The organism is Bradyrhizobium sp. BR14999 (assembly GCF_056106085.1).
This window is the reverse complement of the sequence record NZ_CM148536.1, coordinates 7,420,484-7,443,969: the sequence shown is the minus strand read 5'-3', so window position 1 is coordinate 7,443,969 and position 23,486 is coordinate 7,420,484. Positions and strand designations below refer to the sequence as shown.

Annotated in this window: 22 protein-coding genes; 19 read left to right on the top strand and 3 right to left on the bottom strand. The window is 63.2% G+C overall.

Going from position 1 to position 23,486, the window contains the following annotated elements:
* Positions 1–5: 5 nt before the first annotated feature.
* From ACR9YP_RS34740 to ACR9YP_RS34725, 4 genes are read left to right on the top strand one after another with little or no spacing between them, the layout of a single operon-like run.
* Positions 6–2,246 (top strand): acyl-CoA dehydrogenase family protein, encoded by a 2,241-nt coding sequence (locus tag ACR9YP_RS34740; RefSeq protein ID WP_474218030.1) that lies wholly within the window; start codon positions 6–8, stop codon positions 2,244–2,246.
* 8 nt (positions 2,247–2,254) lie between these two features.
* On the top strand, positions 2,255–3,463 hold the full coding sequence (locus tag ACR9YP_RS34735) for a CaiB/BaiF CoA transferase family protein (RefSeq protein ID WP_474218029.1): 1,209 nt from the start codon (positions 2,255–2,257) through the stop codon (positions 3,461–3,463).
* Between the two features lie 30 nt (positions 3,464–3,493).
* Positions 3,494–4,606, top strand: a complete 1,113-nt coding sequence (locus ACR9YP_RS34730; protein WP_474218028.1) for an NAD(P)-dependent alcohol dehydrogenase — start codon at positions 3,494–3,496, stop codon at positions 4,604–4,606.
* Positions 4,607–4,635: 29 nt separating this feature from the next.
* Complete coding sequence (locus ACR9YP_RS34725; protein ID WP_474218027.1) at positions 4,636–5,874, top strand: cytochrome P450; 1,239 nt, start codon at positions 4,636–4,638, stop codon at positions 5,872–5,874.
* 44 nt (positions 5,875–5,918) lie between these two features.
* Here ACR9YP_RS34725 and ACR9YP_RS34720 read toward each other — a convergent pair whose 3' ends face one another.
* Complete coding sequence (locus ACR9YP_RS34720; protein WP_474218026.1) at positions 5,919–6,401, bottom strand: MarR family winged helix-turn-helix transcriptional regulator; 483 nt, start codon at positions 6,399–6,401, stop codon at positions 5,919–5,921.
* Between the two features lie 205 nt (positions 6,402–6,606).
* On the opposite strand from ACR9YP_RS34720, the gene ACR9YP_RS34715 reads away from it, so the two are divergent.
* From ACR9YP_RS34715 to ACR9YP_RS34680, 8 genes are all read left to right on the top strand, one after another.
* A complete protein-coding gene (locus ACR9YP_RS34715) occupies positions 6,607–6,975 on the top strand; it encodes a hypothetical protein (protein ID WP_474218025.1) in 369 nt (122 codons plus the stop codon).
* Complete coding sequence (locus tag ACR9YP_RS34710; RefSeq protein ID WP_474218024.1) at positions 6,953–8,272, top strand: Rieske 2Fe-2S domain-containing protein; 1,320 nt, start codon at positions 6,953–6,955, stop codon at positions 8,270–8,272. Before ACR9YP_RS34715 ends, ACR9YP_RS34710 begins: the two co-directional genes overlap by 23 nt.
* Positions 8,273–8,306: 34 nt before the next feature.
* A complete protein-coding gene (locus ACR9YP_RS34705) occupies positions 8,307–9,269 on the top strand; it encodes a PDR/VanB family oxidoreductase (protein WP_474218023.1) in 963 nt (320 codons plus the stop codon).
* 32 nt (positions 9,270–9,301) lie between these two features.
* Positions 9,302–10,525 (top strand): ABC transporter substrate-binding protein, encoded by a 1,224-nt coding sequence (locus ACR9YP_RS34700; protein WP_474218021.1) that lies wholly within the window; start codon positions 9,302–9,304, stop codon positions 10,523–10,525.
* Between the two features lie 53 nt (positions 10,526–10,578).
* The gene (locus tag ACR9YP_RS34695; protein ID WP_474218020.1) at positions 10,579–11,868 is read left to right on the top strand and encodes a CaiB/BaiF CoA transferase family protein; all 1,290 of its coding nucleotides are present in this window, start codon (positions 10,579–10,581) and stop codon (positions 11,866–11,868) included.
* Positions 11,869–11,873: 5 nt separating this feature from the next.
* The gene (locus tag ACR9YP_RS34690; protein WP_474221161.1) at positions 11,874–13,061 is read left to right on the top strand and encodes a thiolase C-terminal domain-containing protein; all 1,188 of its coding nucleotides are present in this window, start codon (positions 11,874–11,876) and stop codon (positions 13,059–13,061) included.
* Positions 13,058–13,552 carry a Zn-ribbon domain-containing OB-fold protein gene (locus ACR9YP_RS34685; RefSeq protein WP_474218018.1) on the top strand — a complete coding sequence of 165 codons (495 nt, stop codon included), beginning with the start codon at positions 13,058–13,060 and terminating at the stop codon, positions 13,550–13,552. The genes ACR9YP_RS34690 and ACR9YP_RS34685 overlap by 4 nt, the downstream gene beginning before the upstream one ends.
* Before the next feature lie 665 nt (positions 13,553–14,217).
* Entirely contained in the window at positions 14,218–15,051 is an 834-nt protein-coding gene (locus tag ACR9YP_RS34680) for a hypothetical protein (RefSeq protein ID WP_474218017.1), read from the top strand.
* Between the two features lie 142 nt (positions 15,052–15,193).
* On the opposite strand, the gene ACR9YP_RS34675 is transcribed toward ACR9YP_RS34680, so the two are convergent.
* Both ACR9YP_RS34675 and ACR9YP_RS34670 read right to left on the bottom strand, forming a co-directional pair.
* Complete coding sequence (locus ACR9YP_RS34675; protein ID WP_474218016.1) at positions 15,194–15,382, bottom strand: hypothetical protein; 189 nt, start codon at positions 15,380–15,382, stop codon at positions 15,194–15,196.
* 51 nt (positions 15,383–15,433) lie between these two features.
* Positions 15,434–15,526, bottom strand: coding sequence for an RraA family protein (locus ACR9YP_RS34670; protein ID WP_474218015.1), 93 nt, complete (start codon positions 15,524–15,526; stop codon positions 15,434–15,436).
* A 394-nt stretch (positions 15,527–15,920) separates the two neighbouring features.
* Here ACR9YP_RS34670 and ACR9YP_RS34665 point away from each other — a divergent pair, with 394 nt between their 5' ends.
* From ACR9YP_RS34665 to ACR9YP_RS34635, 7 genes are all read left to right on the top strand, one after another.
* Complete coding sequence (locus ACR9YP_RS34665) at positions 15,921–16,622, top strand: GntR family transcriptional regulator (RefSeq protein WP_474218014.1); 702 nt, start codon at positions 15,921–15,923, stop codon at positions 16,620–16,622.
* Between the two features lie 185 nt (positions 16,623–16,807).
* Positions 16,808–18,019 (top strand): ABC transporter substrate-binding protein, encoded by a 1,212-nt coding sequence (locus tag ACR9YP_RS34660; RefSeq protein WP_474218012.1) that lies wholly within the window; start codon positions 16,808–16,810, stop codon positions 18,017–18,019.
* Positions 18,020–18,085: 66 nt separating this feature from the next.
* On the top strand, positions 18,086–19,780 hold the full coding sequence (locus tag ACR9YP_RS34655; RefSeq protein WP_474218010.1) for a thiamine pyrophosphate-binding protein: 1,695 nt from the start codon (positions 18,086–18,088) through the stop codon (positions 19,778–19,780).
* A complete protein-coding gene (locus tag ACR9YP_RS34650) occupies positions 19,777–20,337 on the top strand; it encodes a VOC family protein (protein ID WP_474218009.1) in 561 nt (186 codons plus the stop codon). Before ACR9YP_RS34655 ends, ACR9YP_RS34650 begins: the two co-directional genes overlap by 4 nt.
* Entirely contained in the window at positions 20,334–21,134 is an 801-nt protein-coding gene (locus tag ACR9YP_RS34645) for an SDR family NAD(P)-dependent oxidoreductase (RefSeq protein ID WP_474218008.1), read from the top strand. The genes ACR9YP_RS34650 and ACR9YP_RS34645 overlap by 4 nt, the downstream gene beginning before the upstream one ends.
* A gap of 25 nt (positions 21,135–21,159) precedes the next feature.
* Positions 21,160–21,948 (top strand): SDR family NAD(P)-dependent oxidoreductase, encoded by a 789-nt coding sequence (locus ACR9YP_RS34640; protein ID WP_474218007.1) that lies wholly within the window; start codon positions 21,160–21,162, stop codon positions 21,946–21,948.
* 123 nt (positions 21,949–22,071) lie between these two features.
* Positions 22,072–23,292 carry an FAD-dependent oxidoreductase gene (locus ACR9YP_RS34635; protein WP_474218006.1) on the top strand — a complete coding sequence of 407 codons (1,221 nt, stop codon included), beginning with the start codon at positions 22,072–22,074 and terminating at the stop codon, positions 23,290–23,292.
* Positions 23,293–23,486 lie beyond the last annotated feature (194 nt).

The window sequence follows — 23,486 nt, the reverse complement described above, 5'->3', positions numbered from 1 at the left end:
AGCCCATGGACGCGACCGAACTCCCGAACGACGAGATCAGGCTGATGCTCCGGGATTCCCTTCGCGGGTTTCTCGGCGAGCAGTGGAATGCCGACTGCGTCAGGCATGGCCCGTCGCCGCAGGACGTTGCTGCGATATGGACCAGGCTGGTCGGGCAGGGTGTCGCCAGTCTGGGCTCTGACCCAGAAGAAGGGGGCCTGCGCGAGGTTGCGGTGGTGCTCGCCGAACTCGGGCGCGCGGCGTGCCCTGCTCCGATGTGGTCGGCAGCGCTTTCCAATTTCGCGCTTTCAGCCGCGAAGTCCGAGGTGGCAGAGGATTGTCTGAGCAGGCTGCACGCGGGTTCGGTGCGGCTCGCCGTTTCGTTCGGGGCGCTCGATCCTGACTCGGGCACGGGCGCGATCCAGGTCCGGGAAGGCCGCGCGGACGGATTGCTTCGTCTCGTGGAAGCCGCGCAAAGCTGCACGCATCTGCTTGTCGTCATCAACCGGTCGGTTCTTGGCCTTGTGGCGCTGGATGCCGCGGGCGTGGCCGTCGTCCCGACCCGCGCCATGGGCGCTTGGGGCTTTTGTGAAGTCCGCCTCACTTCGGCGCCGGTCACCCTCATCGCTCTGGAGAGGGACGTCCTCGACGATCTCCTGCTCAGGGGAAAGCTGGCGCTGATGGCGCGGGCGCATGGTGCTGCCCGGCGCGCGTTCGAGTTGGCGACGGACTATGCCAAGGAGCGGCATCAGTTTGGCCAGCCGATCGGCAGGTTCCAGGCCATTCAGCATAAGCTCGCCAATGGCTTCATCGCCCTCGAAGGGGTGCGCCTGATCGTCGATCATGCGGCAAGGCTCCACGATATCGGCGACGACGATTGGCGGTACTTCGCCAACTCCGCCGTCGCCTTCGCAAGCGATGCCTTGCGGCGGGTCTCGCTCGAGACGCATCACGCGTTCGGGGCAATCGGCTATGCCGACGAGCACGAAGCCCCGCTGCATTTCAAGCGGGTGCATCTCGATGCGATCATGTTGGGCGGAGCGGCGCCGGTGAAGCGATCGCTGGCGTGCTCTTTGCTGGATCCCGGCAGCTCGGGTCTGCCTGAATATGATCTTGGCCCGGCCGGCAATGCGCTGCGCCAGCAGGTGAAGAGCTGGCTTGAGCAGCATTGGTCGGGAGACCGGAAGGCCGAATTCGATCGCAAGCCGTTCGCCAAACGCGAGTTCGATGCCGACTTTTCGCGCGAGATCGGCGAGACGGGCTGGATCGGACTCGGCTGGTCCCGACAGTTCGGCGGCCAGGCCCGTTCGCCGCTCGAGCAGATCGCGTTCATGGAGACGATGGAGCTAGGCGAAGCGCCGCGCATCGGCGCCGCGATCCAGGCCAATGCCCTGATGATGTTCGGAACGCCCGAGCAGCAGCAACGCTATCTGCCCGAAATCCTCTGCGGCGAGGCCATGCACGGGATGGGCTACAGCGAACCACAGGCGGGCTCGGATCTTGCGGCGCTGCGCACCAGCGCGGTGCGTGATGGCGATCACTGGGTCATCAACGGTCAGAAGATCTGGACCACGACCTGGTGGGGTAAATACATGTTCCTGGCCGCGCGCACCGACAAGGACGCAAGGCCGCCGCACGCCGGCATCAGCATGTTCATCGTGCCCATGAATGCCGAGGGGATCACGGTCCGCCCCGCGACCACGATGTATGACGGCTCCTTCGCCAACATCTTCTACGACAATGTCCGCATTCCCCTGGAGAACCTCGTCGGCGAGATCAACGGGGGCTGGAAGGTCTTGACCGGCGCGCTCGCCTTCGAGCGCGGGCTGGTCGGCGGGGGCATCGTCCTGAAGGTCGCTCACGCCTTCGAGCAGTTGCGGGGACACGTCATGCAGAAGGACGCCGCGGGAAGGGCGCTCAGCGACGATCCCATCGTGCGCGACAGGATGGCGACGCTGGCGGCCGAGATTGAGATCGGGCGTCAGTTGATGATGCATTGTGCCGAGCTCGCCGCGGACGGCGTGACGCCGCCGGAATACGGCGCGATCAGCAAGGTGTTCTCCGGGGAGTTGATGGAGCGTTTCGGCGGGGCGGCGCTCGACATCCTCGGCATGCGGGCGGCGCTGTCGGAGCAGATGCCGGGCGCCATCGACAATGGTCGTTTCGAGCAGAACCTGCGTCATTCGCTGATGTGGGTGATCAGCATCGGCACCAACGAGATCCAGCGCAGCCTCATCGCGCAACGGGCGCTTGGGCTGCCGAGATAGGAGTGAGCATGCAGGTACAGGAGACCACGAATCTGCCGCTCGAGGGGATCCGCGTGCTCGATTTCTCGATCATGCTGGCAGGTCCCTATTGCGCGAGGCTGCTCGCCGATGCCGGCGCGGAGGTCATCAAGATCGAGCCGCCCGAGGGCGACGACATGCGTCTGCGGGCCCCGTTGCGGGAGGGCCAGAGTGCTTATTTCGGCCAGCTCAACGCGGGCAAGCGCAGCCTTGCGCTCGACCTGAAAAACCCCGAGGCGATCGAACTGGTGCGCCGGCTGGTCAAGGAGACCGATATCCTGGTCGAGAACTTCCGGCCGGGGGTGATGGACCGGCTCGGCCTCGGCTACGACGCGTTGCGCGCGATCAATCCACGCCTGATCTACTGCTCGATCTCGGGCTACGGGCAAACGGGGCCGGCCGCCGAGCGCGCCGCCTATGCCATGATCGTTCACGCCGAGAGCGGCTTCGACCGCTCGCTGATGCGGTATGCGGGCGATCGTGACCGACCGGCGGCGGGGGCCGTTTTCGTCGCAGACGTGCTCGGCGGGATCTTCGGCTATTCGGCGATCCAGACCGCTATGGTCCAGCGTGCGCGAACGGGGACGGGCCAAAGGATCGATGTTGCCCTGATGGACTGCATGCTGAATCTGCTCGTCTACGAATTGCAGGAAGCGCAGTTCGCCCCGCAGGCCCCGCGCGCCGCCTATGGTCCGGTCCGGGCTTCCGATGGCGACATCCTGGTTGCGCCGATCACGCCGCGAAATTTCGCAGCCTTGTGCGAGGTGACAGGGCAGGGCGATCTCGCGAACGATCCGCGCTTCAAGACGGTGCCCGGCCGCGCGGCCAATTGGACCGCGATGATGCAGGTCGTCGAAAAATGGTCCGAACAGCATACGGTGCGCGAGTGCATGGCTGCTCTCGAAAAAGCCGGCGTTCCCAGTGCCGAATACCGTGAGCCGGGAGCCGCCTTGACCGATCCGCACCTCCTGCGGCGCGGCGCATTCGCGACGATTGCCGATAGCGCCGGGGAATTCCTTGGCGTCAATGCGCCCTGGAAGATGTCGGGCGGATCGACCGCCATGCGGCGGGAGATCCCCGCGGTCGGTGCGCACCGGGACGAATTGCTGTCCCGGGTCCTCGGCCTGTCCGGCGAGGCCATCGCCGGCCTCGCTGACGCCGGAGTGTTTGGAAACGCCAGCGCCCGGTCGAAAGGCTAGTTCACGTCAGCGCGCCGGAGGGCACCGTCGATGAAGATCATCGCTGCGATAGCAAATGGGCCGCGCGACCCTTTCGAGATCGTCCCTTGCGAACTCTCGGCGCCGCGCGCCGGCGAAGTCCTGGTCCGGGTGCACGCGTGCGGCATCTGTCACACCGATCTGGCGGTCAAGTATGGGCACATCCCGGTGCAGATGCCGAAGGTCCTGGGCCACGAAGGAGCCGGCGTGATCGAACAGGTCGGCCCCGGCGTGACGTCGTTTCGGCCCGGCGACCACGTGCTCATGAGCTTCGGCTCCTGCGGCGAGTGCGCAAATTGTAGCGACGGCGCGCTCGGCTATTGCGATCATTTTCGCGCCATCAACCTGTTCGGAAACAGGTCGGGCGGCTCGGCGCTGTCACGGGGCGGGAGCGAGCTCGGCGGTCATTTCTTCGCGCAATCGGCCTTCGCGACCCACGCGATCGCCACCACCAGGAACATCGTCAAGGTCGATGGCGATCTGCCGCTGGATCTTCTTGCGCCGCTCGGATGCGGCATCCAGACCGGCATGGGATCGGTCATGAATGGGCTGCGGCCGCAGGCCGGGACTTCCATCGCGGTGTTCGGCGTCGGCGCGGTCGGCCTGTCCGCCATCATCGCCGCGCGGATCGTCGGCTGCTCGACCATCATCGCCGTGGATGTCGTGCCGGAGCGGTTGCGCGTCGCGCGAGAGCTGGGCGCAACACATGCGGTGTCTGGCCGCGCGGAGAATCCCGCGGCTGAGATCATCGAGCTCACGCAGGGCGGCGCGCATGTCTCGCTCGACACGACCGGCGTGCCCGCGGCGGTGGCAAGCTCAATCAATTGCCTGCGCGCGCGAGGCGTCAGCGCGCAGGTCGCGGCTCCGCCCCGGGGAACGATGTATGCGGCTGAAGCCAGTGTCGTGGTCGGGCGGGGTATCTCCATCCGCGGCGTGGTCGAGGGCGATGCAAATCCCCAGCTGTTCATTCCGCGCATGATCGGCTTCTTCCGCGAGGGCCGCTTGCCGCTCGACAAATTCGTCAAGACCTATCCGCTCGCGGGGATCAACGAGGCCGTCGATGATCTCGACAGCGGCCGCGTGGTCAAGCCCGTTCTGACCATGGCGGGGATTGGGAGCGCCTAACAACGACATAAAACAAGCAAGGAGGAGGAATGATGCTCGACATCGCAACGGACAATGCAATCGCCGATCACAGAACCTATGGCAATGTCGGTCTGCAGCACCGGCTCTTCGGCGAGCTGCGGCGCGACGATCCGGTCCACTGGACGCAACCTCATGGATACCGGCCGTTCTGGACCATCACCAAATACGCCGACATCATCGAGATCGAGCGCCAGGCCGATCGCTTCATCAACGCGCCGCGGACGAAGCTTCTCAGCATCGAATTCGAAAGCAAGGTCAGGGAGGCGATGAGCGGCAAGCCCATGCTGGTCCGGGCTTTGCCGCAGATGGATAACCCCGATCACGGCAAGTATCAGAAACTCACCCACGCCTGGTTTCAGCCCCGGCACATCCGGACGCTGTCCGAGCGGATGGCGGCACTGGCGAAGGAGAGCGTCGATCGCCTGGTGGCGATGGGTGGCCAGTGCGATTTCTACAACGATATCGCGATCTACTATCCGCTACGCGTCCTGATGACCATCCTCGGCCTGCCGCGTAGCGACGAGGAACGCCTGCTCAAGATCACACAGGCCTATTTCGGCGGCGGCGATCCGGAGATGCAGAAGGGCTCGGACCTGATCGACGCCACGATCGCCTATGTCGACTATTTCAAGGACGTCGCGCGGGCGAGACGGAAGAACCCGCAGGACGACGTGGCGACGGTGATCGCAACCTCCGAGATCGACGGCCGACCGATCGAGGATTTCGAGGCCTATTCGTACTATGTCGCGCTCGCGAGCGCGGGACACGACACGACGAGCGCGACGATCGCCGGCGGTCTGCTTGCCTTGATCGAGAACCCCGAGGCCATGGCCCGCCTGCAGCGCGAACCCGAGCTCCTTTCGGACGCCGCGGAGGAGATGGTGCGCTGGGTGTGTCCGGTCAAACACTTCTTCCGCACCGCAACGGCCGACTACGACATTCGCGGCAAGACGATCAGGGCCGGGGACAGCATCCTCCTCAGCTATCCCTCAGGCAATCGGGACGAGGAAGCCTTCGATCGGCCCTTCCAGTTCATTCCCGATCGGTCGCCCAATCGGCATCTCGGCTACGGCTTTGGCATTCACGCCTGCATCGGCCGGCATCTCGCCAAGGCCGAGATCGTCGTCTTCTTCCGCGAATTCCTCGGCAGGACCGAGCGGGTCGAGCTCGCGGGCGCCCCGGCCTGGACCGAAACCTCGTTTCTCGGCGGTGTGAAACGCCTGCCGATCCGTTATTCGGTACGATAGGGAAGCATCGCGGCGCGTGCGCGTCCTCGAAGGCAGGGACAGGATCAGGTCCCTGAGGACGAGGGCGCGGCCGCCTTGGCGATCGCGAGCATGCAGTTGAGGAAGTGGACACGGTCCTCCTTGGTCAAGGGCGCAAGCAGGGTGTTCTGAAGCTCGGCCGCGGCGGGGATGACTCCGAGAAGGGCTTCCTCGCCCTTGGCGGTGATCTGGACCTGGATCGACCGCCGGTCTTCCGCGTTGCTTCGTTTCGCGATCAGCTTGCGCGCCGTCATGCGCTTGAGCATCTCGCTGAGCGTGTTGCGGTCGCTGCTGATGCGCGCGGCGAGGGCGGACGGGGTAAGGGGACCATCCTGATAGAGCGCGATCAACACGCCGAACTGCCGTGGCGTGATGTCGCTCTGGCCGGTCAGGTCCTGGTAGAGCAGGTCATAGCGGGCCTCGAGCAGTCGAAGCAGAAATCCAACGCCCCCTTCGAGGCGCCAGTTGCGCGCGATCTCCACCGCGCTCTTTTCCTTGGACGATGGCATGCCGTCGTTGACCTGAATCTCTCCGAGAACGGCTCAGGCGTTAGCAGCTTGCCCGACGGCTCTCAACCCCTTGGCGGAATGCGCGTTTGTGAGCGCTGCGCCCGGAAATGCCGGCGAGACCAGATTTGCTATTGCAAACCATTCGCTCATATAGTACGTATACGTATCAATAAGGGCGCTGAACTGCGCTGCCGGGGAGGACTGCTTGGATCTGCGCGAGCTCCTGTCGATTCCCTATCTTCTCGAAGCCGAGGCGGTCGAAACCGAACCCGGTCGATGGCTCGTACGTCTGACCTATCCCGAACTGCCCGGCTGCAGCGCGGAAGGTGTGGTGGTCGAGGAAGCCCTGCGGGATCTCGAGCGGCGCCGCATCGAGACGATCGTCAAGCTCGTCGAGGCCGGGGCAATGCCGCCCATACCACGGCAGCCACTGGCTTCGGCCGATCCGCTCTGGACTGCACGGGATCTCGGACTGTCGGCGCGTGTCGCAGCGCTGCTGGGCACTGCACCAGAGCAAGGCGGCGACGGGTTGCCATTGAAGGACGAAGCACATGCTGTCACGCGAAGACAATGAACGGCTCGTCAGGGTCGGCAAGGGCACGCCGCTCGGAGACCTGTTCCGCCTCTATTGGATTCCGTTCCTGCCGTCGGCGGATCTGACCAAAGACGGCCAGCCGAAGCGGATCAGGCTCCTCGGAGAGGATCTTGTCGCATTCAGGGATTCGGAGGGCCGCGTCGGGCTGGTCGACCAGGCCTGTCCGCATCGCGGGGCGCCGATGGTGTTCGCAAGGAACGAGGATTGCGGCCTGCGATGCGTCTACCACGGCTGGAAATTCGACGTGACTGGCGCCACGACGGATATGCCGGCCGAGCCGGTCCGCAGCCGTCTGAAGGAGCGCGTGAGGATCAAGGCGTATCCGTGCCGGGAGCGCAACGGGATGATCTGGACCTATATGGGACCCGACCAGGCTGATCTTCCGCCGCTGCCGAACGTCGAATGGAATCTGGTGCCGCAACAGCAGGTGCATATCTCGCTGCGCGTGCAGGAGTGCAATTGGCTTCAGGCGGTCGAGGGTGAGATCGATTCTGCCCACGCGCCGCTGCTGCATGGGCGGCTGGACGCGCAGGGCACGACCAGCGCCTGGATCCAGAAGCGCGATCTGCGTCCGACATTCGAATGCATCAAGCAGGACTTCGGCATGAGCATCGCGGCGCGGCGCAATTACGATGCCAATACGCTGTACTGGCGCGTCAACCAGTTCATGCTGCCGTTCTACACGCTGGTCCCGCCATTGATGCCGTTTCCGGATCTCAGCGGCCACGTCTGGGTGCCGATCGACGACGAGAACACGCTCTGCATCATGTTCTCCTACCACCCATCGCAACCCCTGTTGCCGAAAACCCGGCAGGTCTTCTCCGAAGGACATAATGGTCGCGAGAGCGGGCATGCCAGTCGCCATGCGCTGGTCGAGCACCCGGTGACGGTCCCCTATGCGGGTTATTGGACGAAATACAATCCGCAGAATGGCTTCCAGTTCGACTACCAGGCGCAGCAGACGGCCTGGTTTTCGGGCCTGCCGGGCTTGTGGGTGCAGGACGGGGCCTGCCAGAGCGGCGTGTCGCCGATCTTCGACCGGACCAGGGAAAACCTCTGCTCGAGCGACACCGGCATCGCGATGACCCGACGTTTCATCCTGGAGGCACTGGGGGCCTATCGCGATCACGGAACCAAGCCCAAAGGCGTGACGGACCCCGACGTGTTCATGGTCCGCGCGGTGTCAATGCGGCTGCCGCAGGAGGATTCGTGGGTCGACGTCGGCGCGCCCTTCATGCGTGCCAAGCTCGGCGCCGATTTCGGATACGAGATGTGAGCCCTTCGATAGCGGTTCCGCGGAGGCGCGCGCCATGAGCAATGGCTTGTTTGACGTTCGCGTCAAGCGCATCAGCTACGAGGCGGATGGGATCAATTCCTACGAACTGATCTCGCCGACCGGCCGCGATCTCGATCCCTTCACGGCCGGTGGTCATATCGATCTGCATCTGCCGAACGGCATGGTCCGCAGCTATTCGCTCGTCAACGATCAGCGTGAGCGCCATCGCTATGTGATCGCGATCAACAAGGACATGGCCGGGCGGGGTGGCTCACGCTTCCTGCACGACAATCTGAAGGCGGGTGACATCGTCAGGGTGTCGCAGCCTCGCAACAACTTTGCGCTCTGCGAGCAGGCCGAGCATTCGGTCCTGATCGCAGGCGGAATCGGCATCACGCCCTTGCTGTCCATGGCCCGTCGCCTCGACGCCCTCGGGCGGTCCTGCGAACTGTTCTATGCGGCAAGGACGCCACGCGTGGCGGCATTCCTCGATGAGATCGAGGTGCTCGCGGCAAAGGGGCGCTTGAAGGTGCGCCTCGACTTCGACGTCCAGCGTTCCGGGCGTCTGTTCGATCTTGCGGCCGTCATCGATCGGGCACCGGCGCAGGCTCATCTCTATTGCTGTGGGCCGCAGCCGATGCTCGAAGCCTTCGAAGCCGCGGCAGCCAGTCGCCCGGCCGATCACGTGCACGTTGAATACTTCCAGGCGACTGAAGCTCCCGCGATCGCGGGCGGTTTCGAGGTGAGGCTCGCGCGCAGCAACCGGACGATTCCGGTCGAAGCCGGAAAGACGATTCTCGAGGCGCTGCTCGAGGCCGGGATCGCGGCCAACCATGCCTGCTCGGAGGGGGTCTGCGGCACCTGCGAGACGCGTGTGCTCGAAGGCATCCCGGATCATCGCGACCAGTTTCTCAGCAAGGACGAGCAGGCATCCAACAAGACAATGATGATCTGCTGCTCGGGCGCGAGGTCGGGCACGCTGGTGCTGGACCTCTAAGAACAACAAAGCTCGTCAACAGGGTGGAAAACATGAAAGTGGCTTTGCGCGTTACCGGAATAGCCTTGCTCCTCGCCGGTCTGTGTTCGCCCGCATGGGCGGCCGCAACGCGCACCATCAAGATCGGCGTCCTCAATGATGCGTCGGGTCCCTATTCCGACAATGCCGGCGAGGGCTCCGTGACGGCGGCGAGAATGGCGGCCGAGGACTTCATGGCGCAGCATCCCGACTTCAAAGTCGAGATCATCTCGGCGGATCACCAGAACAAGGCGGATGTCGGGGCGGCGATCGCGCGTCGCTGGATCGAGCAGGAGAAGGTCGACGCCGTCGCCGACGTGCCGAACTCCGCGGTCGGCCTTGCCGTCAATGAGGTGGTTCGCGGCGGCAAGGCGGCCCTTATCGCCTCCAGCGCTGCATCATCCGACCTGACCGGGAAATACTGCTCGCCCAACACGATCCAGTGGACGTTCGACACCTGGGCGGCATCGCATACGATCGGCAATTACCTGGTTCGTCACGGTGGCAAGAAATGGTACTTCATCGCCACCGACAATGCGCTCGGCAAGTCCATGGTGCGGGACGGAACGTCCGTCATCAATGCGGGCGGCGGCGCCGTGCTCGGATCGGTCAACGTTCCCATCAACAACGCCGACTACGCCTCGTTCATCCTGCAGGCGGACGCCTCTGGCGCCGACGTGATCGCTTTCGCGACTGCTGGGGGCGATACCGTCAGCCTGATCAAGCAGTCCGCCGAGTTCGGCTTGAAGCAGAACGGCCGGATCTTCGCCGCGATGCTGACGACGACGAACGACATCGAGGCCAGCGGGCTTACGGTCGGGCAGGGACTCATCATCACCCAGCCGTTCTATTGGGACCTCAACGAGGCCAGCCGGGCCTGGTCGGCGAAGTTCAGCGCGCGGCAGCATGATCAGTCGCCGACCGCGTTTCACGCCGGCGTCTATTCCTCGGTGCTGGCCTATCTGAATGCCGCATTGGCCGCGGGAACCAATGACGCGCAGGCGGTCATCCGAAAGATGAAGGAGCAGCCGATCGATGACGCGCTGTTCGGTCCGGTCGTGGTGCGGGCGGACGGCCGCGCCATCCACAACATGTACATCTTCAAGGTGAAGGCGCCGAAGGCGTCGAAGGGCAAATGGGACCTGCTCGACGATGTCGGCGCCCTGAGTGGGCCCGAGGCGTTCCGTCCGATCGACCAGGGCGGCTGTTCGATGGTCGAGCAGGCCAAGGACAATTGACGCCGGTTGCGATCAGTCCCGCCAAGGCTGCCGCGAAGAATAATGGATGCACCATGCTGGACAACATCGAAGCCGATTTCCCCGCCTACACGCCGCGGCCATCCGATGCGCCGAGGGCGCTCGCGGGAATCCGGGTCGTGGATTTCTCCCACTTCATTGCGGGCCCCTTCGCCACAATGATCCTGGCCGATATGGGCGCCGAGGTCATCAAGATCGAAGCGCCCGGTCGCGGCGACGATCTCCGGCGCTACCCGCCGGTGCATCCCGAACTCAAAGCCGGGGCGCCGTACGTCTGGACCAACCGCAACAAGCGAAGTGTGGCTCTGGACCTGAAGTCGCCGGAGGGCGTCGCAGTGGTGCGCGAGTTGATCGCGACGGCGGACGTCGTCGTCGAGAATTTCTCCACCGGCGTCATGGAGCGGTTCGGGCTCGACCATGCGGCATGCCGCGCGATCAAGCCGGATATCATCTACTGCTCGGTGTCGGCCTATGGACGCGAGGGGACCTTCGCGGACCGGCTCGGCTTCGATCCGATCGCGCAGGTCGAGAGCGGGTTCGTGTCCATGAACGGCTATGCGGATCGCGAAGGCGTGCGGGCGCTGTCGCCGGTGATGGACATCAGCACGGCGATGATGGCCTGCAACGCCATCCTCGGCGCGCTGGTCGCCCGTGAGCGCAGCGGGCTCGGACAGGCGGTCGAGGTGTCGCTGTTCGACAATGCCGTGCTGATGACCGGCTATGCCACGATGCAGCATCTGTTCACCGGCGCCAATCCGCAGCGGCACGGCAACACCAGCCCCGATACCTGTCCCTCCGGCGTGTTCCAGGCGCAGGACTGTGCCTTCTACATCAATTGCGGAAACGACAAGATCTTCCAGCGTCTGATGTCGCAGGTGCTCGACCGCGCCGATCTCGCCGCGGCCGAGGCCTATGCCACCGGATCCGAGCGCATCCGGCGGCGGGACGAATTGTTCGCAATCCTCGGCGAGGCTTTCGCGCAACGGCCGTGGAGCCATTGGCAGGCGCGGATGCGGGCGGCCGGCGTCCCCTGCGGGCAGGTGCGCACTGTCGGCGAGGCGATCCGGTCACCCGAGGCGCGGGAGCGCGGTCTTGTCACCCGCATCCCGCATGACACGCTGGGCTGGATCCCGAATGTCAGCCTGCCGATCCGCTATTCCGCGACGCCCGTTGTGGATCCCGTGGCCGCGCCCGCGGTCGGCCAGCATACCGGGGCCGTGCTGCAGGAGCTGCTGGGCTACGACGATGCACGTCTGGCGCTGCTCGCCGCGGCCGGCGCCTTCGGAGAGACCGGGGCAGATCCAGGGAAAGCGGAGCGGACGTGAGCGCGATGGCGACGGCCGATCGCACGCTCAGAGGCCGCGTTGCCATCGTCGGGATCGGCGAGACCGACTATTACCGCCACGGCGCATCGCCGGATCCGGAGTTCAAGCTCGCGCTGAAGGCCATTCTGGCGGCGTGCAGCGATGCCGGCATCGATCCGCGCGACATCGATGGCTTCGCCTCCTACAGCGAGGAGCGGAGCGAGCCGTCCAGGCTTGCCTCCGCTCTCGGCACGCGGCGACTTCGTGCTGCGACCATGCAATGGGGCGGGGGAGGTGGAGGCTGTTGCGCGGCCGTCGCCAATGCGGCGGCCTCGATCGTCGCCGGCCTTGCGGATTGCGTCGTCGTGTTTCGCTCGCTCGCGCAGGGCCAACACGGCCGGTTCGGGCAGACGACGGGCATCGACACGATTTCCGGCGAGAAGGCCTACCTGATGCCTTACGGCGTTCTGGCGCCGCCGCAGCGCTTCGCCATGCGCGTGCGCCGCTACATGCATGAGCACGGCGTCAGTCAGGAGGCGCTGCGGGCGATCGCGCTGGCCTCCTATCATCATGCGCAGGCCAACCCGCGGGCCGTCATGTACGGCAAGCCGCTGGACGCAGCCAAGTATGACGCCTCGCGCTGGATCGCCGAACCGTTTCACCTCTACGATTGCTGCATGGAGAACGATGGCGCCGCCGCGCTCGTGCTGGTGGCTGCCGAGCGCGCCGGAGAATTTCGCAACAAGCCGGCCTATGTGCTGGGGGCCGCCGTCGGATCCGGATATCGTGCGGGCGCGATCCCGCACAATTCGCCGCATTACGCGAGCGCCGGCTTCGAAACCGTCGCGGCCGATCTCTATGCGATGGCTGGGCTCGGTCCATCCGACGTCAGCGTCGTCCAGTGCTACGAGAACTTTACGGGCGGCGTCGTGATGGCGCTCGCGGAACATGGCTTCTTCGCGCCGGCGGAGGCCAACGACTATCTCGCCTTCGACAACCTCGTTGCGCCATCGGGGCGGCTTCCGCTCAACACCAGCGGTGGCAATTTGGCCGAATGTTACATGCACGGGTTCGAGCTCGTGCTGGAGGCCGTGCGCCAGGTGCGCGGCGTCTCGACCAGCCAGGCGAGGCGGAATGACGTCGCCATGGTCATCGGCGGCCCCATGGTGACGCCGGTCAGCAATCTTCTTCTCGGCTCGGAGGCGACATTGTGAGCAGCGACCGGGGGGCGAGCTATCTTCCCAATGGCCTGCCTATTCCGGTTGCGGAGCCCGACGGTCTGTCAGCCCCGTATTGGGCGGGGCTGCGCCGCAATAGGCTCATGGTGCAACGGTGCTGCCATTGCGGCACCTGGCAATTTGGGCCGGAGTGGATCTGTCATCGCTGCCACGCTTTCGATCCCGAATGGACGGAAACCGATCCCCATGGACGGATCTTCAGCTGGGAGCGGGTCTGGCATCCTTCGCACAAGGTCCTGAAGCAGCACGCTCCGTATCTCGCCGTGCTCGTGGAGCTTCCGCATGTCGGCGGCGTGCGGATGGTGGGAAATTTACTCGGTGATCCAATGCAGACCGTCGTAATCGGAACGCATGTCGAAGGGGTGTTCGAACATCATTCTGATCGCGCGCCTCCGTATTCGCTGCTGCACTGGCGGATTGTCCCGACTCGGCCTCCCGCGCAAGGCAACAGCTTCTCAAACGACTGATCGCCGCGCGTTATTCCGCGATAGAGGTCGGAATACCGAGATCAATTAGCCCGACGCGCGGGCTGCGCGGCTCAAGCGGCAGTGGAATCACCGGTCTTTGATTTTCCGCGACAACATCGCTTTCATTCGAAGAGGTGTCGAATATTCTTCAACGTTCTTCCGTACCAGCATACAATTGTGCCAGTGCTCGGCGTACGAACGAACCTATGCCTAGGACTGGATAAAATATCGTAGGTTGGCTGACGTGGGGGAAAGGCGGTAGCGCTCCACTGACTCGAACCCCCGACAGCTCAGAGCAAACTCGCTACTGGATAGCCGAGCGCTCCGTCCCGTGGCGTATGCGGTCCCAGCAAAGATCCGCCCGGTCAGTAGACCTTGCCCAAGCCCGATAAACTTGTCAGCCGCCCGAAGATCGCAACGCCTCTGGGAGGGTGCCGTTCTCGTTGAGAAACGCCCGCAACGAAATCGCAATGAATTGGGTGAAACTACCGTGAACAAAACGGGACGGGAACGACTGCCACCTCAAGAAAGATCAATAACTTAGAAGATGCTCACCGCGTTCGGGACGTAGGGCACGGGAGTAGTCGCGCAATTTCGGTGGAAAAGCCCCTAAGGCACGGAGTACGAGAAAGGAGCCGCGTATTCTACCGTGAAGGGAGAATCGTATGGCGACACCATCTGACAAGGCCCCCCGCGATCTGCCGTACATGGCAAGTTGGTTTGAGCCTGGGCTGCTTATCAAACTGCTTTGGCGCGTCATCGTCTCCGATGTTTTCGGGCAGTATGCTGATCGCCGCTTGGTGCTGGCGGCGCTAGATCCCGTCGACCCGAAGGAGTTGGTCCGGCGTGCACAGCAATTCATGCCTGGCAACGAAAATGAAGAAGTTTGGGCCTTTAAACCCGATGAGGAAGGGGCCGTTTGGATCGACTACGTCGCGGACCTTGGCGACGGCTTCGATGCGACCTACGCCATGGCGTCCCTGCTGGCACGAGAAACGCTTGACTTCGAAGGCAAGGATTTGCCTCGCGGCCAATTGCTGGTGATGGGCGGTGATGAAGTTTACCCGCATGCCTCAGCCGAGGCGTACCGCGATAAGCTCTTAACGCCTTACCGGTGGGCCTTTCCCGATCCCCATCCTGGTCTCCTGAAAGGCCCCCCGGTTTATGCACTGCCCGGAAACCACGACTGGTATGACGGCCTAGTGCTCTTTCTGGCACTCTTCAGCCGGCGAGAGCACCTCCATCTTGGTGGCTGGCGAACACACCAGCGGCGCAGCTATTTTGCGCTTCAACTGACCCCACAATGGTGGATTTGGGGCATGGACTCGCAACTCGATGACGACATGGATCAGCCGCAGAAGGATTTGGGAAAATTCTCTTGGGAAATCAAGGCCAATAGCATGTCTCTTAATCAGCGGGTCCCAGGTTCGAGCCCTGGTGCGCCCACCAAGCAATATCAATTACTTAAAGCGGTTGCGCATCGGAACGGACCTTTTTAGTTGGGAAATTTCGCTACGATTGTTCGCGATTTCGTAGGCCGCCGTACGATTTGTTGCGATCAGTTGGGCGCTTGATGATGCGATGACAACTGGGTGGCGACGGCCAACGTCAACTGTTCGAATTCGAGAGCGCCACCGCCGTTCAGTTCGCGCAACGCGCCTCGAGGGCATCGACGAAGGCGCGATCCCATCGGCCCTCACGGATCGCGTCGATGGTGCCTTGCTCTTTTTGCTCCTGCGACAATGCTTTCTCGATGACCGTTGCAGCCAGGGAGGGTGGAAATGCCAGGAGGCCGTCCTGGTCCCCCACGATGATGTCGCCAGCGTTCACGGGGCATGCCGCCGACCGTAATCGGGACATTGATCGCTCCGGGACGTCCTTTTATGGACCGCGATGGGTTACGCCGCGGGCATAGACAGGAAAAGTGCGCTGACGAATCTCCGCAGCGTCGCGAATGGCGCCGTCGAGCACCATGCCGGCAGCCCGAGCGAGGCTGCGCCGAGTGTCATTCCGACGCGGCGATCAATGCGATCCCCTCTCGTCCGGTGACCAGTTGCTAACATGGCGCCGATTTGACACGCGCGATCGCTGGTAGCGTGAAGCAAAACCGTGCGCCGCCCAAAGACGAATTGATTTCGGCGCAGGTGCGGCCTCCGCGTGCCTCAACGATGGATCTGGAGATGATCAAGCCCATGCCCATTCCAGTCTTTTCGTCGTGAGCATACGTTCAAAGCGACAGCCGGGCGCGCCATTTGGCAATTCGAGGCGAGGGCTCCCGATTGGACAGCCCTGGCCCGCCCCATTTTGCCTAGCCGGGGTCTCTTGCTAAGCTGAGCATTCTGCAGATCGGCGAAGAGGGACGGTTCGGTTGATATCCAAGGGGGGCGATAAAACCAATTTCGAGAGCTCGATACGCGCGGTCGAGCGGGAGACGCTGAATGACCGGGTCTACCGCGAGCTACGGACGATGATCATGTCGGGCGGCTTCGTTCCTGGAGCCGAGATGAAGCTTCGGTCCTTGGCGCAAAGCCTACACGTCAGCCTCATGCCGGTTCGCGATGCCATCGGCCGCTTGGTGGTCGAGCGCGCGCTGAAGATGCTGCCCAATCACAGGGTGATCGTGCCCGAAATAACGATCGACGAATTCCTGGAGATCCGCCGTGTGCGTATTCTCTTGGAAGGCGAGGCAGCCGCGCTCGCCTGCGCGCACATCGGCACCGATGGCATTGCCGAGCTCAAGCGACTCCATGAGAAGATCAAGTTGCTGGGCACGAACAAGCAGCGGCAGTTTTGGGCGCTCAATCAGGAGTTCCACTTCACCATCTATGAAGCGGCCAAGAGCCCGTTGTTGCTCTCGATGATCGAGTCGCTCTGGCTCCAAATCGGGCCTGTATTCAACCAAATCCCGATCAACCTCACATCGGAAGGTGCCCGAGGGCACCACCGCATCATCACGGCCCTGAGCTCCGGCGATACCAAAGCGGCGCGGGCCGCGCTCACCGAGGATCTCATGAAGGGTGGAGATCGCGTCATCGCGACCCTCATTCAGGACAAGCAGCCCGCGGGCTGAAAGCTCTGATCTCACCTTGCAGCGAGTGCTGGCGTTCATTGAACGCCGGAACGGATGCGCGCGGCCGAGCGGCAGAAGCCAACAAATCTTGCGCCGACGGCTTGTAATGAGATTTGTGATTTGTTATCACAAATCAAAAATGAGCGAAATTCAGGCTTCGCCGCCGGTTGAGGGAAGGAAAGTCCATGAGGGTCGCACGTGCTTTGTTGCTGGGCTCGGCGCTATTTTGCGTGACCGCCGCGTATGCAGACGAGACCCCCATAAAGATCGGCGTCATGAACGACATGTCCTCGGTCTACGCCGTTGCCGGCGGGCGCGAGACCGTCGAGGCGGTGCGGATGGCCATCGAAGACACGGGCCCGGTGCTCGGTAAGAAGGTCGAGCTTGTCTTCGCCGACCATCAGAACAAGCCTGACGTGGGATCGGCCATCGCGCGGCGGTGGTACGACGTGGACGGAGTGGACGCGATAGTCGACGTGCCGAATTCGGCGGTGGCTTTCGCGGTGCAGTCCCTGGCCAGGGACAAGAAGAAGATCTCGCTCTTCGTCGGTGCGCTGAGCTCGGACGTCACTGGCCCGAAGTGTGACGCCTATACGACGCAATGGGCCGTCGACACTTATTCGCTCGCAAATGTGATGGGTACGGCCGTGCTCAAGCGAGGCGGCAATCGCTGGTTCTTTCTTGGTGCCGACTACGTCTTCGGTCGAGCGCTCGTTCGCGATACCAGCGCGGTGATCGAGGCGAATGGCGGCAAAGTGCTGGGCGCGGTCTATGCGCCGCTGAATACGGCGGACTTCTCGTCGTTCTTGTTGCAGGCGCAGCCGACCAATCCGAATGTGATCGGGCTTGCGAATTCGTCCGACGACACGGTGAATTCGATCAAGCAGGCCGTCGAATTCGGTCTCACGTCCAATGGCGCCACCTTCGCGGCCTATGTGCTGTTTCTCGAGCATGTCCAAAGCATCACCTTGAAGGCGGCGCAGGGCCTGCTCCTGGCAAATCCGTTCTACTGGGATCTCAATGATGAAACGCGCGCTTGGTCGAAGCGGTTCGAGGAGAAGATCGGCCACCCACCGGACTGGGATCCGGCCATGGCGTACAGCGCAGTCTTCCATTACCTCAAGGCGGTGAAGGCTGCCGGTACGCGCGACGCCGACGCGGTTGCGACGAAGATGCGCGAGATTCCCGTCAACGACTTCGCGACCAAGGACGGCAAGGTGCGCCTCGATGGGCGGGTGATGCGCAACCTCTACCTGTTGCAGGTTAAGAAGCCCGCTGAGTCCAAGAGCAAATGGGACATTTACAACGTGGTCACCACGGTGCCGGGAGAGCAGGCGTTTCGTCCGCTTGATCAAGGAGGCTGTCCTTTGGTGAAGGCGGTCTCAGGCAAACAATAAAACGGTCGTCTCGAAGCCTCGCGCTGTGTCTCGGGTGACGGGGACCAAGAACTTGGAATGAATGCAATGACGATGATGAGTGCCGGCCAGGCGGTCGTGGATGTCCTCAAGGCCGAGGGAGTCAAGTTCGTGTTCGGCATGCCCGGTGGCCATACCATCGGCATCTATGACGCGCTCTACGGCCAGCAGCAGATATCTCATGTCCTCGTGCGCCACGAGCAGCATGCCGCGAGCATGGCTGCCGGATACGCGCAGCTCACCGGCGAGCCGGGCGTATGTTGCGTCACCGCCGGGCCGGGCGCGACGAACCTGGTAACGAGCGTTGCGGAAGCTTTCGTGGGCGCGTTGCCGATGATCATCATCGCCGGTCGTGGCGCGACCCGCAACGCGCACCGGGGCGCGAGCCAAGAGATTGATCAGGTCAAGATCTTCGCCGCTATCACGAAGTGGGGCATTCGGGTCGATCGGCCAGATCTCATCGTCGAGAGCCTCCGTCAGGCATTCACGATCGCTCGTTCCGGAAAGCCGGGGCCGGTGCTCGTCGATATCCCGCAGGACGTTCTCGCCGCGCAGATTGACGTTGCTGAGTATCGCCCCGTTGGCAAGCCTGCCGCCGTCAGAGGCGACAACGAGCGTATCAAGGCCGCGGCGGCCGCCCTACTTGCCGCGCAGAGGCCGCTGATCGTTGCCGGAGGCGGCGCGATCGCGGCTAGTGCCTGGGCGGAAGTTCGACAGCTTGCCGAAACGCTCGGAAGCCCCGTGATCACCACGCTGGCCGGTCGTGGCATTCTTCCGGACGACCATCCATTAGCCGCCGGCGGCATCGGCCATCACCGCCAGGATGTGACCAAATACCTGCTTCCGAACGCGGACGTTGTCATCGGCGTCGGCGCGCGCTTTGAGCAGCAGGAGACCAACTGGAAGCGGGATTATCTGCCGGCGCCATCCGCCACATACATCCAGATCGATATCGACCCGAATGAGATCGGCCGCTCGGTGGTCGCCGCAATTGGCATCACCGGCGACGCCCGGCTGGTGCTGCAGGACTTGATCGCTGAAATCGGGCCCGCCAAGTCCAACCCGGGAGCGGAGACGAGAGTGTGGCTCGATGAGCTGTCGCGACGTCGCGCGCAACTTGAGACTGAAATCGAGGTTATGGCCGGCTCCGACATGCAGCCGATCCATCCGATCCGGATTTTCAACAGGATCCGGCGGACGTTCCCGCGCGACGCCACGGTTGCGATCGACGTCGGCGTCCTCGCGCAGGGCATGGGCGGAGCCTATCCCTATTTCAAGATCTACGAACCGCGAGCAACGATCGTGCCGTCGAGCTTCTACGGCATGGGTTTCTCGGCCTCGGCGTTCCCTGTAGCGCGCTTGGTCTATCCGGACCGGCCGGCGGTTTGCTTCGTTGGCGACGGTTCATTCCAGATGGTGATGAACATCCTACCGGTCGCCGCCGAACTGAAGCTCGGCGTCACCTGGTGCATCTTCAACGATCGCGCACTGGGCTCGATCCGTGACATCCAGGTCCAGGCGTTCAACCAGCGCTTCATCGCCACCGATTTCATGCTCGATCTCGACTTTGCCGGCCTCGCCAGGGCGTCGGGTTGTCATGGCGAGCGCATCACCGATCCGAACGGCATCGAAGGGGCCCTGCAGCGCGCAATGACGGCCAACGCTGAGGGCAAGCCGGCCGTTCTCGATCTCGTCGTCGCCAAGGAGTGGCTCAAAGGCAGCACGGAGTTCTTTGCGCGATGAAGCGACTTTCCTTCGGTCAACCCGTCGGCGGGATTGTTCAGGCCGCGTACACGGTCGAGAACATCGACGCCGCGATGCAGCACTACGTCGAGGCGCTCAATATCGGACCGTGGTCCGTGAGCGGGCCTTTCGTCCCCGCCAAGGGCTTCTACCGTGGCGAACCAACCGACATGAGCCTCACACTCGCCGTCGCGTTCACCGGCCACATGATGGTTGAGCTGATCGAGCAGCACGACACCAAACCGTCCGTCTATCAGGAGACCATCAAGGTCAAGGGACACGGCTTTCATCACTGGGCAATTTGCTCCAAGGATTTCGATTCGGACGTCGCGCGCTATGAAGCGGCCGGCTATCCCGTCGTCTTTTCCGACATTTCCCCGCGTGGCGTGCGGATCGTCTATGTCGATACGCGACGAGACCTGCCGGGGATGTTGGAGATTATCGAGACCACGGAGGCGCTTGAAGGAATTTATCACGGCTACTTCGCCGCGGCACGGGATTGGGACGGCAAGGATCCGATCCGGCGTTGGTCGTTGAAGACGGGAAATTCGAAATGAAGTCGCAAGAGCTCTTCGACGTTGCGAGGCTGTCCGTGGCGATCACCGGCGGGGCCAAGGGCCTTGGCCGCGCGTTCGCCGAAGCCATGGTGGACAACGGTGCGCGCGTCACGCTGTTCGATCGTGATCGGGAAACGCTGAACCGAACGGTTTCCGAATTGAGCACGCGGGGCGATGTCGACGGCAGCGCGGTCGACGTCACTGATCGCGCCGCGATCGCATCGGCCGTCAACCAAATGGTCGAGAAGCGCGGCCGGGTGGATGTGGTCTTCGCCAATGCCGGCATCGATGCGGGCCCTGGCTTCCTTTCGATGTCCGGCGAACGCGACCCGAAGGGCGCGATCGAAGCGATTCCCGACGCCCTCTGGGACAAGGTCATCGACACCAATCTGACGTCGATGTTCGCCACGATCAAGGCGGCTGCGCCTCACATGAAGCGGCAGAATGGCGGGCGCATCATTCTGACGGCCTCGATCGCGGGCGTTCGGCCGGGAGCCATCGTCGGCATGCCCTATCAAATCTCGAAGGCGGGCGTCGCGCACCTGGCCAAGCAATCGGCGCTCGAGCTGGCGCGATACAACATTCTCGTCAATGCAATCCTGCCGGGCCCGTTCCTGACCGAGCTCACGACGCCGGAGCTGCAGAAACGTTTCGAGGCGGGAAGCCCCATGCACCGCGTGGGCCGACCCGAGGAGATCCAGGGACTTGCGCTGTTTCTGGCGTCTCCGGCATCGAGCTACATCACCGGAACGCACATCGTGATCGACGGCGGCTCGCTGCTCGGCCGCGCGGATTGACGGCCCCTATGGAGACGCAAGATCAATGAAGGCAAATGCACTGTTCGATCTGACCGGCCATGTGGTCGTGGTCACAGGGGCTGCGTCGGGGATCGGTCTAGCGACGTCCCAGGTTGTCGCGGCCAACGGAGCCCGCGTCGTCATGATCGACGTCGACGGAGATCGGCTTGTCGGGGCCGCAAACTGCGTGCGGCCTGCGGGCGCGGGCGTCGACACGGTTGTGGTCGATGTGCGCCAGGGCGGGCAGGTCGTAGCCGCCATCGACGATTGTGTCGCGAAGTACGGAAGGCTGGACTGTGTGTTCGCGAACGCCGGCATCAGCGGCGGGCCCGGCTTCGGCAAGCCGGACGGCGTGCTCGACGCGGCTTCCCTTGACCTCTGGAACAACTGCCTGCGTGTCAATCTCGATGGCGCATTTCACACCATGCAAGCCGCGGCGAAGCACATGAAGCCGCGGCGAAGCGGATCGATCGTGGTGACGTCGTCAGTCGCCGCGCTTCGCGCCTCTGCAGCGCCGAGCTACGGCTACCACGCCGCCAAGGCCGGCATTGCGCAGGTCGTGCGCGTGGCGGCGCTCGAACTTGGACCACACAATGTGCGAGTGAATGCGATCGCGCCGGGACCGTTCAAGACCAATATCGGCAACGGCCGGATGCACACGGCGGAAGGGGCGGCCTTGTTTGCGAGCACGGTACCGCTCGGGCGGCTCGCTGAGCTCGACGAAATCAAGGGTCTCGCGCTGCTCCTGGCTTCGCCGGCCTCGAGTTACATGACCGGGGCAATCATCCCGGTCGATGGCGGAACTCAGGCCTGATCGAAACACATCATAAGCAAGTGCCGTTCAGTTACAGAAAGAGTTCCTTGCCTTGCGCGGATTTTTCCGGTGAGCGGCTCACGGCCAAACTCGTTTCGCGACTAGGAAACAGAAGAGGGATTTATGTCCGTTGAAGAAAGAGTCGCCATCGTGGGCGCCGGCCCGGTTGGTTTGCTAAGCGCTCTCGGGCTCGCCCAGGCGGGCATCCCGGTTATCGTCATCGAGCGTGCATCGGAAATCATCGCCTCCCCGCGCGCGATAACGTATCACTGGTCTGTACTTGAGGGCCTCGACCGGCTTGGCTTGCTTGAAGAGGCGCTAGACGTCGGGTTCGCCAAGCAGGACTATACCTACTTGGATTTCGCGACCGGCGAGAAAATCAACTACAGCCTGGACGTTCTCGACGGACGGACACCTTTCCCTTTCAACCTCCATCTCGGCCAAAACCTACTTGCCGGAATTGCGTTGCGCCGACTCCAGCAGTTTCCGCATGCCGAGGTTCGCTGGGGTGTGACAATGCGCGATTTGATGCAGGATGGCAGCGGGGTCACTCTCTCGGTTGACGGCCCCGAGGGCCCTTCCAAACTCCGTGCCGGATGGGTTATCGGCGCCGACGGCGCGACGAGCAACGTTCGAAGGGCCTTGCATCTGGAGTTCGAGGGTATCACATGGCCGAAACGGTTTATCGCGGCCAACGTCCGGCACGATTTTTCGAAGCACGGCTACGCGCGCACCACCTTTCTGATTCACCCGACCCATGGCGCAATCATCGTAAAGCTGGATAAAGGCGATCTGTGGCGCTGCACCTACAGCGAGCCGCTCGATCTACCCGAGGAAAGCATCGCCGAGCGTATGACCGCGTACTTCGACGTCATCCTTCCGGGAGCGCGCGACATTGAGGTCGTTGCCTTTGCGCCTTATCGCATGCATCAGCGGGCAGCCGAGCGGTTCCGTGTTGGCAGAGTGTTGCTGGCCGGCGATGCAGCGCATGCAACGAATCCCAGCGGCGCCTACGGGCTCACATCGGGATTGTTCGACGCATTTGCACTCTACAAGGCGCTGGCTGCTGTCGTTCGCGGCGACGTCGACAGCGCGGTCCTCGATCAATACGCCGAGGAGCGCCGCCGCATCTTCCTCGAGGTCGTCTCGCCCGCGGCGGTCGACAACAAGCGGATCATCTTCGACACGACAGATCCGGAGCAGCACGAGGCCAATCTCATCCGTTTGCGCCGTCTGACAGACAAGGAGGTGCTGCTCGACCGGCTTATGCTGACAGTGCGAATGCGCAGCGAGGCGTCTCCGCGGCAAGACCTCAGAAGGTCAAGTCTCAATTCGACGCACTGAAGTGTAGATAATGCGCCTCTTCAACGGGTTCGGCTTCGAGGCAGGCGGCTCGTTCCGGCTCGTTGGCGAGCAGATCGACGGCAGCTTCCTCCTGGGCAGCCAAACGAACACATAGCGTGCTCAGAGCATTGTTGTTATAAGGAATTATTCTTCATCACCACGAGGCGCATATTGCGCTGCAGCGGGCCCCGTCA

What these genes read in the sequence shown, in the direction of transcription:
- ACR9YP_RS34735 (WP_474218029.1), top strand. Translation starts at nt 2,255, where the DNA reads ATGCAGGTACAGGAGACCACGAATCTGCCGCTCGAGGGGATCCGCGTG.
- ACR9YP_RS34650 (WP_474218009.1), top strand. Translation starts at nt 19,777, where the DNA reads ATGAAGCGACTTTCCTTCGGTCAACCCGTCGGCGGGATTGTTCAGGCC.
- ACR9YP_RS34705 (WP_474218023.1), top strand. Translation starts at nt 8,307, where the DNA reads ATGAGCAATGGCTTGTTTGACGTTCGCGTCAAGCGCATCAGCTACGAG.
- ACR9YP_RS34695 (WP_474218020.1), top strand. Translation starts at nt 10,579, where the DNA reads ATGCTGGACAACATCGAAGCCGATTTCCCCGCCTACACGCCGCGGCCA.
- ACR9YP_RS34690 (WP_474221161.1), top strand. Translation starts at nt 11,874, where the DNA reads ATGGCGACGGCCGATCGCACGCTCAGAGGCCGCGTTGCCATCGTCGGG.
- ACR9YP_RS34730 (WP_474218028.1), top strand. Translation starts at nt 3,494, where the DNA reads ATGAAGATCATCGCTGCGATAGCAAATGGGCCGCGCGACCCTTTCGAG.
- ACR9YP_RS34740 (WP_474218030.1), top strand. Translation starts at nt 6, where the DNA reads ATGGACGCGACCGAACTCCCGAACGACGAGATCAGGCTGATGCTCCGG.
- ACR9YP_RS34670 (WP_474218015.1), bottom strand. Translation starts at nt 15,526, where the DNA reads ATGGTGCTCGACGGCGCCATTCGCGACGCTGCGGAGATTCGTCAGCGC.
- ACR9YP_RS34700 (WP_474218021.1), top strand. Translation starts at nt 9,302, where the DNA reads ATGAAAGTGGCTTTGCGCGTTACCGGAATAGCCTTGCTCCTCGCCGGT.
- ACR9YP_RS34635 (WP_474218006.1), top strand. Translation starts at nt 22,072, where the DNA reads ATGTCCGTTGAAGAAAGAGTCGCCATCGTGGGCGCCGGCCCGGTTGGT.
- ACR9YP_RS34660 (WP_474218012.1), top strand. Translation starts at nt 16,808, where the DNA reads ATGAGGGTCGCACGTGCTTTGTTGCTGGGCTCGGCGCTATTTTGCGTG.
- ACR9YP_RS34720 (WP_474218026.1), bottom strand. Translation starts at nt 6,401, where the DNA reads ATGCCATCGTCCAAGGAAAAGAGCGCGGTGGAGATCGCGCGCAACTGG.
- ACR9YP_RS34640 (WP_474218007.1), top strand. Translation starts at nt 21,160, where the DNA reads ATGAAGGCAAATGCACTGTTCGATCTGACCGGCCATGTGGTCGTGGTC.
- ACR9YP_RS34710 (WP_474218024.1), top strand. Translation starts at nt 6,953, where the DNA reads ATGCTGTCACGCGAAGACAATGAACGGCTCGTCAGGGTCGGCAAGGGC.
- ACR9YP_RS34645 (WP_474218008.1), top strand. Translation starts at nt 20,334, where the DNA reads ATGAAGTCGCAAGAGCTCTTCGACGTTGCGAGGCTGTCCGTGGCGATC.
- ACR9YP_RS34725 (WP_474218027.1), top strand. Translation starts at nt 4,636, where the DNA reads ATGATGCTCGACATCGCAACGGACAATGCAATCGCCGATCACAGAACC.
- ACR9YP_RS34655 (WP_474218010.1), top strand. Translation starts at nt 18,086, where the DNA reads ATGACGATGATGAGTGCCGGCCAGGCGGTCGTGGATGTCCTCAAGGCC.
- ACR9YP_RS34680 (WP_474218017.1), top strand. Translation starts at nt 14,218, where the DNA reads ATGGCGACACCATCTGACAAGGCCCCCCGCGATCTGCCGTACATGGCA.